Source organism: Halobacterium sp. DL1 (assembly GCA_000230955.3).
In the GTDB taxonomy this organism is placed as follows: domain Archaea; phylum Halobacteriota; class Halobacteria; order Halobacteriales; family Halobacteriaceae; genus Halobacterium.
The window spans coordinates 2,630,416-2,644,605 of record CP007060.1 but is presented as its reverse complement, the minus strand read 5'-3'; the positions used below and the strand labels follow the sequence as shown (position 1 = coordinate 2,644,605).

Here is a 14,190-nt window from a genome sequence, read left to right as displayed (position 1 = left end):
CCCGCGCACCGGTCGTGGCAGGACGTGACGATCGACATCGACGCACTCGACGACGGTGACGGGCTCGTGGTCCGGGACGCCGCCGAGGGCGAACAGTTCACGCTCCGGACCGACCGCACCGTCGACCCGACCCCCGCGTCGACCGACGAGTTCGCGATGCCGGTCGACGCAGTCGTCGCCATCGAGGCCGGCGAACTCCACTTCCCCGTGTTCGCCGCTGCCATCTTCATGCGGGACGGCGAGGTCGTCCACCACACGGACGACCCCGCCGCGACCGAACGCCTCCCTCGGGATACGTACGAGATCGAAGTGACAGTGCCCGCAGCGAAGACGTTCGTGAAGGTAACGGACGCGACCGTCGCCGCGCGCTACGACGATGCGGACGAGGTCTCCATCGACGCTGGCAGGCCGACGCGAGTGCTGGTCGGTATCCGCTCCCACCACGAGCGCCCAGCAGCGACGGTTCGGACGACGAGCGACCCGGAGGACCTCGCGCGAGCGGTCTCCACGTTCGGGTCGTCGCTGAAGACCCTCACCCCCGACCGCTCGTGGCCGTCCCTGCGCGGCCACCCACCCGCCCTGGAACTGGGGGAGAGCCTCGCGGTCCCCGAGGCCGCCGAACCCCCCGAGTCGGGCGTCACCGTCGAGGTTCCACCCGACTACGGACCGATATTCACGGTCGCACCGCTCGCCTACTACCTCGGCGCGACCGTCGAACGGAGCACCACCCCCCGCCTCCGCGCGGCCGGCGCCACCCGCGAGTTCGACGCCGACGCGCTCGCGGCGGACGTCCGCGACTGCCTCGAACACGTGTTCACGCTCGACAGCGTCGTGCGGTCCGTCGGCCGCTACCCGTTCCGGACGGAGCAGGCCGACCGACTGGACGACCGCGTGACCCTCGACTACGAACGCCTCTTCGAGTTGTCACTCGACGAGCGGACGGCCGCGTATCTGGAGGTCCCGCGGTCGGCGACCCGCGGTCTCATCGACTGGCACCTCACCGCGGACGTCGTCGCCGACCCGCGGTACGCTCCCGCGCTCCCGCACGTCGTCGCGGAACTCGCCGCCGTCCGCAGCCCGCCACCGACCCCCGATAACGGGCCGGAGCGCTCCACTCCCGACGCTGCCGTTCGTACGTCTATCGCCGAGCAGTCCACCGCTCTCCGTACGCTCGACCCCGTGGAGACTCCGGGCCACGTCTGGCTCGGGGACGGGTTCGTCGCGAACGCCATCAACTCCACGCTCGGGTCGCTCCGGCGCGCGCTCGAGTGGCCGCGCGACGACGGCCCCCTCGACGTCCACGTCGTGTACAACGACGACAGCATCGACGCGCCCGACGAGGTGCCCTACGACACCCACGCGACCGAGGAGACGAACCTGCAGGTGTCCCGGTCACTGTCGACGGCTGAACTGCGGAACGCGCTGCTGGCAGAGACGGACTTCCTGCACTTCATCGGTCACGTCACCGAGCGCGGGATGGAGTGCTCCGACGGCACCCTGGACGTCCGGACGCTCCCCACGACGGGCGTCGGCGCGTTCTTCCTGAACGGCTGTCGGTCCTACGAGCAGGGATTCGCGCTGCTGACCGCGGGCGCAACGGGCGGCATCGTCACCACCGACGACATCGAGGACACGGTGGCCAGTACCGCTGGCCGCCACGCCGCGGTGCTCCTCGGCAACGGCTTCCCGCTGTACGCGGTGCTGGACGTGTTCTCACACGCCGGAGTCGGCACCGAGCGGTACACCGTGCTCGGGGACCCCACGCTCCAGCTCCGGAAACCACTCACGGGCAGCCCCGTTCTGTACGAGTTCGCGACCGACGAGACGGCCGACGCGTCGGACGCGGTACCGCTCACCAGCCACAGCTATCCCGGGAAGGAGACCGGTCTCGCCTCGCTGTTGATGTCGGTACACACGGCGGACAGCCACAATCTGCTCTCGGCGTCGGCCACGTCGACGGCGATGTCGTTTGAGAACCTCGCAGAGTACCTCGAGTCGGTGACCATGCCCACGTTACTCGACGACGACCTCCACCTCACTGACGACCTCTCGGTCGAAGACTTCCGCTAGTTACCCCAGAAGTTGTCGCGACTGCCGAGTCGCTGCATGCCACCGTCGTCCTCCTCGTCGCTCTCCTCGTCGTTCTCGCCGTCGTCGTCGGCTTCGCCCTCCTCCTCGTCCTCGTCGTCGGGTTCCTCGGGGAGTTTCTCGATGAGGTCGGCGCGGGCGTAGTTCGACTTCACTTCCGAGATTTCGGCGCGGACGCGAGCCGGCGGCAGCACCCCGTCGACCATCACGATGAAGCCGCTGTCGGCCTGCCGACCGACGCCGGCGCCGCTCTCGTGCATGTCGTCGACAGTGACGACGACCTCCTCGCCGTGCACCACGGGCGCGGTCTTCAGGTCCGAGATGGGCTGGCTGTAGTGGTTACACCACTCCATCCCCCCTCGGTCGCCGTAGTGCTGGCACCCCATCCCCTCGATCTGTTCCTGGAAACTGGGGCATTCGTCGGCGAGTGGGCAGTCGGCCATACTGGCGATTACTGACCGGCAGCCTAAACCCTTGCGGCACGTACTCGCAAAATCCGGCCGTGCCGGGCCGCATTCGACGACGCGCCGGCGGACCGCCACCCGCGAGTCGGCGCCCGTGGGCGACTCGTGCCGCAAAACACATACCGGCTGGCGGTGGAAAATACAGCCCATGGAGTACGCCATCGCCGCCTACTGGCTGCTGGCGACAGTCGCGTTCGCCGCGGCCGCGGTCCCCATCTGCGCGCGCCTCTTCGCCGGGTTCCCCGACCGCGGCGCCGGACTCGCGCCGGGCGTCGCCTTCGCCCTCCTCGCCCTCCTCGCCTACTGGGTCGGACACCTGCGCTGGGGAACGACAGTCGCAGCGCTCTGCATTCTCGCCGTCTTCGCCGTCGGTGGATTCGCTGCCAGAGACGCCGACCTCCCCGAGCCGCGTGCGGTCGCCGCGCCGCTCGCCGTCTTCGTCCTGGCGTTCGCGTTCTTCGTCGCCGTGCGCGCCGTCGACCCGGCCGCCCACGCCGCGGCCGGCGAGAAGTTCCTCGACTTCGGGCTGCTGCGCTCGATGACGCTCGCGGACCGCCTGCCGCCGCCGGACATCTGGTTCGCCGGCCGGCCGGTGCGCTACTACTACGGCGGCATCCTCTCGGTCGCCGCGTTCGCGGACGCAGTCGGCGTCGCCCCGTCGTACGCCTACAACCTCGGCCTCGCGACGTTCTACGCGGCGCTCGCGTCCGGCGCCTACGGCCTCGCCGCCGCCATCGCTGACGACCGCGGCCGCTCGCGCTCGCTGGCGGGGGTCCTTGGTGTCGTCTTCGTCTGCCTCGGCGGCTTCCTCGCGACGCCCGTCCGCATTCTCGCGGGCTTCCTCCCGGCGTCACTGGTCACCGAGTGGGGCCGGTTCCTCGTCGCGGGCATCCGCGCGCCGACCGCGGACGCGTTCCGCGAGGCCACGACGCTCGCCCCGTGGAACTACTGGATCGCCCGCTACGTCGTCCCGGACACCATCGTCGTCAACCCGTTCTGGTCGTACCTCAACGGGGACCTCCACGCCCACGTCCTCGCGCCCACGTTCCTGCTGCCCGCCGTCGCCGTCGCGTTCGCGGGGTGGCGCGCGACGGACCGCCGGCGCCGCGTCGCGCTCCTGTTCGGCGCGCTCCCCGTCTTCGCGGGTGCGCTCGCCATCACGAGCACGTGGAGTCTCCCGACGGCCGCCGGTATCGGCTTTCTCGCCGTCGCGCTCGCCACGGCCCATCCGGCCGGCTCGTTGCCCGCACGGCTCCGCAACCGGGTGCCGACGGCGGGCCCGGGCGGCGAACTGTCGCGGTACGCCCTCGCCGCCGTCGCCGGCGTGCTGGTCGCGCTCGGCGGCGCCGCGCTCGCGTCGCCGTTCCTGCTGTTCCAGGCGCCGCCGAACGACGGTATTGGTTGGCTCCCGCCGCGCAGTCCGCTCGGTCCCTACCTGCTCGCGTGGGGTGGATTCGTCGCCGTCTTCGCCCCCTCCCCCGCGCGCAGCGCCCGCCTCACCGGACGCCGGACGGCCCTCGCTGCCGTCGGCTGGGTCGCCGTCACCGCCGTCGGCCTGCTGCTCGACGCTGCCTCGGTCGCCGTCCTGCTCCCGCTGCTGGCCGGCGCGTGGTACCTCCGGCGCACCGACCGCGCCGGGTTCGCCGCCGTGCTCGCCGCCGCGGGCGTCGGCCTCCTCGTCGCCATCGAACTCGCCTACGCGAAGGTGTGGCCCCACGACCCGAACGCCATCCGCTGGAACACCGTCTACAAGGTCTCGATGCAGATATCGGTGCTCTGGGGGCTCGGTGCGGGCGTCGCCACCGCCGCGCTCCTAGAACCCGTCGCCGGCCGGCTCCGCGGCGCCACTAGCCGCGTCTCGGCGTCCGACGTGGCGGGCGCGGCCGTCGCCGTGCTCGTCGTCCTCTCGGCGGTGACGTTCCCCGCGCTCGCGCTGTCGGACCACTTCGGCAGCGACCGCGTCCTCGACTCAGGGGACACCACACTCGACGCCACGCGGTTCGTCGAGACGTACCACCCCCGGGAGGCCGAGGCGTACGAGTGGCTCCGCGCGAACGTCGACGGCCAGCCCGCGATGGTGACGGCTGTCGGCGAACCCATCTACACCTGGGTGGGCGCACCCTCGGTGTTCACCGGCATCCCGACTGTCGTCGGCTGGGAGCACGAGAAGGGCTACCGCCCCGAGGGCGCATACGAGGAGCGCGCGACGGACGTCCAGTTCATGTACACCGGTGACCGCGCGACGCAGGCGCTCCTGTTCGACAAGTACGACGTCCAGTACGTCTACTACGGCCCCGTCGAGCGCGAGCGCTACCCCGACGCTACCTTCGGCGGCCCCGGCGTCGAGCAGGTGTTCCAGAACGACGCTGTCACCATCTACAGCGTCGACCCAGAGGCTGCCTGCGCGGCGACGAACCTCACCTGCTACGAGGACTGACGCCCGTGGGAGCGAAACCGCGGACCGCGCTCCTCGTGATAGTGTCCCGCCCGACCGGCTGGGGAAGAAGTAGGGGGGTGTTCGGGTCACTCCACGACGAGATTGGTCTCGAGGGGGACCTCGTTCGTAATCGCGTCCACGAGCGGCGAGGTGGACTCGACGTGCTCTTGTAGCTCCCGGAGCTGCTCCTCGGTTGCGTCGGCGTCGACGTAGACGGAGCAGGTCATCGTCTCGTAGCCGGGACGGACGGCCTCGTCGATGCCAAGGAACCCACGGAGATCGACGCCGCCTTCCATCTCGAAGCGCAGGTCGTCGAGTTCGATGCCCATGGCGGCGGCGTTCGCCGCGTAGCCCACGGTCAGGCAGGAGCCGAGCGCTCCGAGCAGGAGTTCGACGGCGTTCGGACCCGTCCGCTCGCCGAGGATCTGCTCCGGTTCGTCACCCTGGAGCGTGAACTTGCGACTGTGGACCGTCTCGCCGGCCTGGTCGAACTCGTCGATAGTGGTCACGCTCCGCAGGGAGTTCTGCCACTCCGTCTCGGCCCGGAACGTGAACGCACCCACGTCGTGGTCGTCGCTGATCGTCTCGACCGCTCCCTCGAGGGCGGAGACATCGACACCGTTCAGCATCGTTCGGTCTGTGGTTGACATTATCTATCACCGTTACTGTAGACGCTCGGAGAGGCGATAAAACGATACTAGCACCTGGTGTCCGCTTGCGCGCCGTTCCGGACCGAGTACTGCTCTGGAGAGTACTCGTTTCTGACGATATTCGGAGCCTCCGCCACGAAATCCGCGGAAACGACCGCTACGCGAGCGGCGTCCGCTCGACGACCTGGCCGTCGTAGGTCGGGTACTGCTCGACGATTTCGCCGCTGTCGATGTCGCCGTTCTCGACCATCTCCTCGAGGAGCCACCACGCCACCTCGACGTGGTTGGTCTTCACCGTGTAGAACTCCTCGGGGACGCCGAGGTTCCGGATGCGCTCGGCGCTCACCGTCGTCTTTCCGTAGACGAGCGTGCCGTCCTCGGTCACCTCGTCGAAGTCCCGGCGGACATTCTTGGCCATGCGCTTCAGGCGCGAGCGGTGCTGGGCGGCGTCCTTGAAGACGCTCGTGCAGAAGTAGACGCGCTCGTGGTCGCCCATCTCCTCGAGGATCGCTTCCTTCGAGCCGTCGACGGCGCTCATGTGGTCCTCCTGGAGTTCGAAGCCCTCCTCCTGCATGCGCTCGTAGTTGCCGTCGCTCATCTCGAACTCGTTGACGTTGCAGAAGTCCGCGGCGCCCTCGTCGAGGAACTCCAGGAACTCCTCCTCGGCGCGGATGCCGGGAATCTCGAAGGCGGGGGTGAGCCCCTCCTCGCGGGCGATGTACAGAATCTCCTCCCACTCCGTGCCGTGGAGGTCGCCCCACTGCTCGTACGGCGGGTGGAACCGAATCTCGTCGAGGCCCGCCTCACTCAGGCGGCGCATGTTCTCGCGGCCGCCCGTGATGCCGGTGTAGAGGTGCGTGTGGTGGTCCTCGCCGAACTCCTCTTTGAGGAGGCGGAGGTACCGGCACGTCTTGTTCATCGCCTCCTGGGGTTCGCCGCCGGTGATGGAGGTGCCGAGGGCGTCCATCGCCTTCGCCTCGCGGACGACGTCCTCGTCCTCCTCGACGGGGCGCTCGTTGGCGTACACCTGCCGAACGTTCTTCCGGTTCTCCCCCAGCGGGCAGTAGAAGCAGTCGCGCTGGTCGCAGTAGCCGTAGACGAAGAGGACCATCTTCCCCCCTTCCGCGCACTGCTCACAGCCCTTGGAAATCATTCGTTGACGCAGTCGTACTCCGCGCAGACTCAAAAAGCGTGCGAAACGGCGTTCGCGGTCGGCCGGGCGTATCCACCGGCGGCCCGACGTTTGCCGCGTGGTTGCCGGCCCGGGTCGCTACCGTCACGGATTCGGGATACGCCGAGCACCCCCTCCCGCAGAGTGACAGTCTCCCGAAAGCAGTTATACCGCCCTCCCGTACCGTACAGCGAATGCTGCTCGTGCTGTGTGTCGACCTCGACGACGACCTCGGTCGGAAGACGGGGGTGCCGACGCCGGTGGTCGGTCGCAACGAGGTCGAACACGCCGCGGTGTCGCTCGCCGAAGCCGACCCCGAGGACAGCGACGTGAACGTCCTCTTCGAGGGCGTCCACCTCCACGACCAGTACAGCACGGAGGAGAACGTCGAGGTCGCGGCCGTTACGGGGCTCGAACGCGGCGACGTCGCCGCCAACCGGAAGGTCGGCCGCGAGGTCGACGAGGTGCTCGCCACCCTCCGCACGGACGAACCCGTGCGCGCGGTGGTCGTCACGGACGGCGCCCAGGACGAGTCCGTCGTCCCGGTCATCCGCTCGCGGGTCCCCATCGACGCCGTCAAGCGCGTCGTCGTGCGGCAGGCCCAGGACCTCGAGTCGATGTACTACACGCTCAAACAGGTGATGAACGACCCCGAGACGCGGGGGACGATTCTCGTCCCGCTCGGCGTGTTGCTGCTCATCTATCCGCTCGCGGTGCTCGCGGACCTGCTCGGGTTGCCGGGTGCGGTGCTGGGCGTCTCCTCGGCGGCGTTCGGGCTCTACGTGCTGTTCCGGGGGCTCGGCCTCGAGTCCACGGTGGACAGGTCCGTCGAGCGCGTGCGCTCGGGGCTGTACACGGGCAGAGTGACGCTCATCACGTACGTCGTCGCGGCGGCGCTGCTCGTCATCGGCGGCGTCGAGGGGCTCGGACAACTGGAAGACGTGCGCCAGGCCGCGGGCGGCTCGCTCGCCCCCTCGACGGTGCTGGCGGCGCTCACGTTCGGCGCCGTCCGGTGGTTCGCGGCCGCCGGGCTCACCACCAGTCTCGGGCAGGTCACCGACGAGTATCTCGCGGACCGCTTCCGCTGGCGCTACCTCAACGCGCCGTTCTACGTGCTCTCGATAGCCGCGGTGCTCCACATGCTGTCAGCGTTCTTCCTCGACTACGTGACGCTCACGGAGCTCGCCGCGGTGCTGACGGCGGGGACGCTGGTGAGCGTGCTGTCGACGCTGACGTTCGCCGTCGTCGAGTCGTGGCGCGGCAACCCGGAGGCGGCCTGAGCCGCCTCAGGCCTCCCGGGAAACGACGAACTCCGCGAGATATTCCAGGTAGTCGTAGGCCTCGCCCGCCGGCAGGTCGAGGCTGTCGAGGGCCTCCATCGCGCGCTCGGACTCGGCCTCCGCGAGCGCGTTCAACTCCGCGGGCGAGCGGTCGGTCACGCGGACGATGCTCGGGCGGTCCATCGCCTCGTCGGTGCCCGCCGGCTTCCCCAGGTCCTCGGAAGCGGCCGTCGCGTCCAGCACGTCGTCGCGGATCTGGAACGCGACGCCGACGCGCTCGGCGTACTCGCCCAGCGCCTCTATCGTGCGCCCGTCGGCGCCCGCCGCGATGGCGCCGAGCTCCGCGGCGGCGCGGAACAGCGCCCCCGTCTTCCGGCGCGCGAGCTCCATGTACTCCGTCTCGGTCTCCGGGCGGTCGACGAGTTCGATGGCCTCGCCCTCGCCGAGTTCGACGAGCGCGTCGGTGACACACTCCATCGCCCGGGGGTCCCGCGAGAACAGCGCGAACGCCTCCCCGAGCAGGCCGTTCGACGCGACGATGGCGGGGCCGTAATCGAAGGCCGCCCACGCGCTCGGCTTCCCCCGCCGGACGTCCGACTGGTCGATGATGTCGTCGACGACCAGCGAAGCGTTGTGGACGAGTTCGACGCCGACCGCGAAGTCCAGGGCGTCCTCGCCCTCGCTGCCGGCGGCCTCGCAGACGAGCACCGTGAGCGTCGGCCGCACGCGCTTCCCGCCCGCGAGCACGACGTGTTCGAGTTCCGCGCCGAGTTCCGAGGGCTCGACCGCGGCGACGGTCTCCTCGAGGCGCTCCTCGATGGCGTCACGCCGCGCCTCCACGTACTCCATTACCCGCCCCTCGGGGACTCGCGCGGAAATATATGACGGGATTCGCCGCGAGCGCGCCCAGCGGCGGGACGCGTTCCCGGCCACGGGACAGAATCAGTAGTCAGTGACCTTCGACTGGACGCGGCCGTCGTCGACCTCCACGGCTCCGCCGGCCGCATGTCCGACAACGGCCCGCGGCGCCTCGCGAACAAGGGGTTCGCGACGCTCGCACTCCACTACTTCGGCGACCACGACGCACTCCCCGACGAACTCGAAGGCATCCCACTGTCATACGTGGACGCCGCCGCCGACTGGCTCCGCGACCAGGAGGCGGTCGCGGGCGACCGCCTCGCCCTCGTCGGCGTCTCCCGGGGCGCCGAACTCGCGCTCCTGCTGGGCGCCCGTCGTGAGTGGGTCGGCGCCGTCGTCTCCTACTCGGGGAGCGTCCCCTGGGACACCCCGAGCGACGAACCCGCGTGGCTCGACGATGGCGAGGTGGTCCCCCATATCACCGCCGAGAAAGCCCCGCGATTCGAGGACCTCGACGACAAACCCGTCGCCGACGTCGTCCCCGCCGTCGAGCGGACTGGTGGCCCCGTGCTCCTGCTCTCCGGGGGCGACGATCACGTCTGGAACGCCCGGCGGCTCTCCGAGGCCGTCGCCGAGCGCCTCCGCGAGCACGAGTTCCCACACGAGTTCGAGCACCGCACCTACGACGACGTCGGCCACTACGTCGGCACGCCGTACGCACCACTCGGCGCGCTGGGTGACGAGACGCGCCAGCGCGCCACCGCCCACGCCGGTGAGGACGCCTGGCCGCTGGTGCTGGAGTGTCTCGAAGACGGTCTGCGCGAGTGAGAAGAACTGTCCGCTAGCTCCGATGCTCGGTGGTTCGCCGCCGAACTCTGGTCGACCACCTTTTTACTCGTCGGGTCGCCTGCGGCGACCGCTTCTCGCAAAAATCTGGGCTAAAAACTTCTCGCCTTCACTGCGTTCAGGCGAGTGAACCGCGGCCTGCGGGCGTGGATGCTAGCCTAGATACTCGGCGCTTCGCCGCCGAACTCTTCGATGAGCGCGGGGACGACCTCGAAGAGGTCGCCGACGATACCGTAGTCCGCGATGTCGAAGATGGGCGCGTTCGGGTCCGTGTTGATGGCGATGATGGTCTCGGCGCCCTTCATCCCGGCGACGTGCTGGACGGCGCCGGAGATGCCGATGGCGAGGTAGACGTCCGGGGTGACCTGCTTCCCGGACTGGCCGACCTGCCGGTTCTTCGGGAGCCACTCGTTGTCCACGATGGGGCGCGAGGAGGAGAGCGTCGCGCCGGTCGCCTCCACGAGCGCCTCGATGAGCGGGAGGTTCTCCTCCTCCTCGATGCCGCGGCCGATGGAGACGAGGAAGTCCGCCTCGCTGATGTCGACGTCGCCGCCGCCGACCTCCTCGAAGCCGCGCACGGTGGAGCCGATGGCGTCCTCGTCGGGCGTGAAGTCGAACGCCGATATCTCGGCGTCGCCGACGCCCTCCGCGGGCGGGAACTCGCCGCTGCGGACGGACACCACGTAGGGGCTCTCCGTGACGTCGACGGTGGTCTCGACCTTCGAGCCGTACATCTCGCGGGTGACCTCGAGCGTGCCGTCGTAGTCGAGGCCGACCGCGTCGGAAGCGTACGCGCGGTCGAGTCTGGTCGCCACGGCGGGCGCGTAGTCGAGGCCGTTGACGCTGTTGGGCACGAGCAGGAACTCCGCGTCGAGGTCCTCCGTGAGCGCGGTGACGGCCTGGGCGTAGACGTCGTGATTGAACTCCTCGCCGTACTCGACGGTGTGGACGGCGTCGACGCCCTCGCGGTTCAGGTCGTCGGCGAACTCCTCGGTATCCCCGGAGACGGCCACCGCGTGGAGTTCCGTCCCCGCGGCGTCCGCGAGTTCGCGGCCCGCGGTCAGCAGCTCGAAGCTGACGTCCCGGAGGTCGCCGCGGCGGTGGTCGGCGACGGCCAGCACGGTCATTCGCCGACCACCCCCTTCTCGCGGAGCACGTCAGCGAGCTTCGCGGCCTGCTCGCGCGCGTCGCCCTCGAGGTACTGGGCGTTGCTCTCGCTCTCCGGTTCGTACATCGCGGTCACGTCGAGGCTGCTCTCGGCGGCGCTCGCGTCGAGCCCCAGGTCGTCGAGGTTCTGGGGGTCGATCTCCTTCGACTGGGCCTGGCGGATGCCCCGCAGGCTGGCGTACCGCGGCTCGTTGATACCGGTCTGGATGGTGAGCACCGCCGGGAGCTCCACGTCCGTGAGCTCCTCGACGCCGCCCTCCAGTTCGCGGCGCACGGACGCGAGGCCCTCGTCGAGCACCGTCTCGGTGTCGAGGGCGTTCACGACCGCCGCCCACTGGAAGCCGACCTGCTCGGCGAGCGCGACGCCGGTCGCGCCGAAGCTGTCGTCGTTGGCCTGCACGCCCGACAGCACGATGTCGGGCTCCTCGGCCTCGACGACCGCGCCGAGCAGGCGGGCCTTCGTCTCGACGTCGAGCAGTTCGACGTCCGCGATGGCGTCGTCCCAGACGCGGACCGCGCGGTCAGCGCCCTTCGCGAGCGCCATCCGGATCGTCTCCTCGGCGCGTTCCGGGCCGATGGTGACAGCGACGACCTCCACGTCGTCGCCGGCCTCGGCCAGCTGGACGCCCTCCTCGACGGCGTAGTCGTCCCACTCGTTGAGGTCGTAGTCGAGGTACGTGCTCTCGATCTCCGTGCCGGAGATCTCGAAGTCGTCCTCGACGGTGGCCACCTCCTTGACGGTGACGAGAACCTTCATCACTCCGTGAATCGGTAGGACGGACGTAAACGTTTTCGGAACAGCCGGGGCGACGAGAGCTGTTTACTCGTCGTTGACGCCCTCGCCCGGCAGCGAGATGAGGTTCTCCCGGCCGATGCGGAGCTTCTCGATGCGCCCCTCGTCGTCCATCGCGGAGAGCAGCTGGGAGACCTTCGCCGTCGACCACCGCGTCTCCTCGACGATCTTCGACTGCTTCATCCGGCCGCCGTGGTCGCGGAGCAGGCGCTCGACGCGCTCCTCGTCGCTCAGCAGTTCTGGGTCGATGGCAGCCTCGCCGCCGTCACCGCTCGTCCCACGGCCGGCCGCCCCCGCCACTGCGGCCTCTGTCGCCGCCCCGTCGCCGTCCGCGTGCACCTCGTCGGCGTCCCCGCTGTCGAACCACGGCGGCTGCCGGCGGACGTACGCCCACGCGAAGATACCGCCGAGCAGGAGCACGGCCCCACCGAGCAGCATCATCATCATCGTTCTGCCGATCGGGAGACCGGGTCCCGACGTCGCCACTCTGAACTCTGCGACCGGCTCCCCGCCCTCGAACTCCTGCGGGCCGACCCACTGGTAGGCGCCGCCGACCGTGCTGTGTGCCGGCTGGACGCTCTGCGTGTCGTAGCCCTCAGGCGGCCGGATGGTTAGCGTCTGGCCCTCGCTGAGGTCGCCGAACCACGACCCCGCGAACGAGTCGACGACCAGCGACTCGTTGTTCACCTGGGTGAAGTTCGTCCACGTGAACTGGAGCGTGAGGACGCCCGTGGAGTTGTTGACGTGCTCGACCCGCCTCGCGGTCCGGTGGGCGTCCCGGATCTCCATCGGCCGCCCGACACGCTCGCTCACCCGGGGCGCGACCGCCCGGAAGACGTCGATGGAGAAGCCGTTGTCAGTCTCGCCGGACTTGAACTGCTCGGCGACCCGGCCGAACGCCGCCGTGTCGTTCTCGTCGTCCAGTTGGTACCGGGCGGAGACGTTCCAGCGGGCGTCCCCGTCGGGCTGGAGGTTGATCGTGATCTCCGTCCCGTTCCTCGCCGGGCCGTCCTGCTGGACCGCCGACAGCCCACCCGTCGCTCCTACCGCACCGGCCACCGGCACGGCGACGACGCAGAGCAGGGCGACGAGGAGGGCGGCCTGTCGCATACGTCCTTGCGTCCACCCCGCTCGGGCAAAGTCCTTTCCATCCGTGTTAATTCAACGACGGCACGTCCGCATCGTTTTTGACCCGGCGCCCCGAACGGCACCCTATGTCTCGCGTCCGCCCCGTGCTCGCTGCGCTCCTCCTCGTCGTCGCCAGCGCGGCCGTCACCCTCGCCGCTGGCGGGGCCGTCACGGCGCCCGTCGAACCGGCTGACGACCCGGTCGTCGGCGTCTCCGAGAACACGACCCGCGTCCTCCTCCTGACGGACGCGCAGGCCGCCGGGTTCCAGTCGCCGAACGCCTCGGTGACCGACTCCCTCGACGCCGGTTACGACGACTTCGAGGCGTCGTTCCGCCTCGAACGCGTCGAACAGCGCCTCGACTCTGCCGGGAACCAGGCGGCCAAGCGCGCCATCCTCGACAACGCCACCTCGTGGGCCGCCGAGCGCGTCGCCTCGCTCCGTGAACGCGAGCAGAACGCGCGGGCTGCGTTCGCCGCCGGCGACATCAGCGCCAGGGCGTACGTCACCCAGATCGGTGTGATTCACGCCGAGGCCGAGAGCCTGCGCGACTACCTCGGCCGCCCCACGAGCGAGGGGACGCTCTACGCCTACGCCATCGTCGACGACTCCATCCGGACGCGGATCAGCCACCTCCGCGCACAGCTCGCGACCGTTCAGGGGCCGGTCCGCGAGCGGGTCGCTGCGGTCGTCACCGGCGACCGGGCCAGCCTCCGGCTGCACGTCACCGTGGGGAACGGCGTGATGCTCTCGACCATCGACGGCCAGTACGTCCGGGAGACCTACCGCCCGGGGAACCTCGACTCGGAGGTCACGAACACGCTCCCCGACGCGAGAGCGATGATCAAGGACCTCTACCCGTGGATCTGGAACACCTCCGGCGGCCCGTCGTCGACGAGAGTGTTCCGGGGGTACGCCTTCGAATCGAGCGTCGACCACGCCCACGGCCGTCTCGTCGTCTTCGGCGACTCGACGACCGAGCGGATATTCGTCGAGCGCCAGTGGAAGACCCTCTCCCAGCTCCCAGCGGAGGTCCAGGCGACCGCATCGGCGAACAACACCACGATGCTCGTCTCGCAGACGTACACGGGCGGTCCGCTCCAGGTCCGGGTTGAGAACACGACGGGCGCGCCCGTCGACGCAACCGTCACGTTGGCCGATAACGAGGTCGGTCCGACCGGCGCCGACGGTGAGCTGTGGACGCTCAGCCCCGCGGGCGAGTACGCGGTGACGGCGTCCTACGATAACGTCACGCTCGAAGTGAACGTGACTGCCACCCCAGCGCCGTAACCCGACGACCGACGCCACT

Annotated in this window: 12 protein-coding genes; 5 read left to right on the top strand and 7 right to left on the bottom strand. The window is 69.7% G+C overall.

Features of this window, described 5'->3' with window-relative positions; translation table 11 throughout:
• Positions 1–24: 24 nt before the first annotated feature.
• Positions 25–2,070: a hypothetical protein gene (locus HALDL1_15750; protein ID AHG05411.1), complete on the top strand. Its 2,046-nt coding sequence runs from the start codon at positions 25–27 to the stop codon at positions 2,068–2,070.
• On the opposite strand, the gene HALDL1_15745 is transcribed toward HALDL1_15750, so the two are convergent.
• Entirely contained in the window at positions 2,067–2,531 is a 465-nt protein-coding gene (locus HALDL1_15745) for a deoxyribonuclease (GenBank protein AHG04884.1), read from the bottom strand. The genes HALDL1_15750 and HALDL1_15745 overlap by 4 nt on opposite strands.
• 169 nt (positions 2,532–2,700) lie before the next feature.
• On the opposite strand from HALDL1_15745, the gene HALDL1_15740 reads away from it, so the two are divergent.
• On the top strand, positions 2,701–4,989 hold the full coding sequence (locus tag HALDL1_15740) for a hypothetical protein (GenBank protein AHG04883.1): 2,289 nt from the start codon (positions 2,701–2,703) through the stop codon (positions 4,987–4,989).
• A gap of 86 nt (positions 4,990–5,075) precedes the next feature.
• Here HALDL1_15740 and HALDL1_15735 read toward each other — a convergent pair whose 3' ends face one another.
• Together HALDL1_15735 and HALDL1_15730 are read right to left on the bottom strand one after the other, a co-directional pair.
• Positions 5,076–5,639 carry an osmotically inducible protein C gene (locus HALDL1_15735; protein ID AHG04882.1) on the bottom strand — a complete coding sequence of 188 codons (564 nt, stop codon included), beginning with the start codon at positions 5,637–5,639 and terminating at the stop codon, positions 5,076–5,078.
• Positions 5,640–5,796: 157 nt separating this feature from the next.
• The gene (locus tag HALDL1_15730; GenBank protein ID AHG04881.1) at positions 5,797–6,792 is read right to left on the bottom strand and encodes a radical SAM protein; all 996 of its coding nucleotides are present in this window, start codon (positions 6,790–6,792) and stop codon (positions 5,797–5,799) included.
• 212 nt (positions 6,793–7,004) lie between these two features.
• Here HALDL1_15730 and HALDL1_15725 point away from each other — a divergent pair, with 212 nt between their 5' ends.
• Complete coding sequence (locus HALDL1_15725; GenBank protein AHG04880.1) at positions 7,005–8,090, top strand: hypothetical protein; 1,086 nt, start codon at positions 7,005–7,007, stop codon at positions 8,088–8,090.
• Between the two features lie 6 nt (positions 8,091–8,096).
• On the opposite strand, the gene HALDL1_15720 is transcribed toward HALDL1_15725, so the two are convergent.
• Complete coding sequence (locus HALDL1_15720) at positions 8,097–8,939, bottom strand: isopentenyl pyrophosphate isomerase (GenBank protein ID AHG04879.1); 843 nt, start codon at positions 8,937–8,939, stop codon at positions 8,097–8,099.
• 156 nt (positions 8,940–9,095) lie between these two features.
• Here HALDL1_15720 and HALDL1_15715 point away from each other — a divergent pair, with 156 nt between their 5' ends.
• Entirely contained in the window at positions 9,096–9,776 is a 681-nt protein-coding gene (locus tag HALDL1_15715) for a hypothetical protein (protein AHG05410.1), read from the top strand.
• 176 nt (positions 9,777–9,952) lie between these two features.
• Here HALDL1_15715 and HALDL1_15710 read toward each other — a convergent pair whose 3' ends face one another.
• The 3 genes from HALDL1_15710 to HALDL1_15700 form a co-directional block, all read right to left on the bottom strand.
• Positions 9,953–10,921, bottom strand: a complete 969-nt coding sequence (locus HALDL1_15710) for an electron transfer flavoprotein subunit alpha (GenBank protein AHG04878.1) — start codon at positions 10,919–10,921, stop codon at positions 9,953–9,955.
• Positions 10,918–11,718 (bottom strand): electron transfer flavoprotein subunit beta, encoded by an 801-nt coding sequence (locus HALDL1_15705; GenBank protein ID AHG04877.1) that lies wholly within the window; start codon positions 11,716–11,718, stop codon positions 10,918–10,920. Before HALDL1_15705 ends, HALDL1_15710 begins: the two co-directional genes overlap by 4 nt.
• Before the next feature lie 63 nt (positions 11,719–11,781).
• Entirely contained in the window at positions 11,782–12,864 is a 1,083-nt protein-coding gene (locus HALDL1_15700; protein ID AHG04876.1) for a hypothetical protein, read from the bottom strand.
• Between the two features lie 104 nt (positions 12,865–12,968).
• Between HALDL1_15700 and HALDL1_15695 the strand changes: the two genes are divergently transcribed.
• Positions 12,969–14,171: a hypothetical protein gene (locus tag HALDL1_15695; protein AHG04875.1), complete on the top strand. Its 1,203-nt coding sequence runs from the start codon at positions 12,969–12,971 to the stop codon at positions 14,169–14,171.
• Positions 14,172–14,190 lie beyond the last annotated feature (19 nt).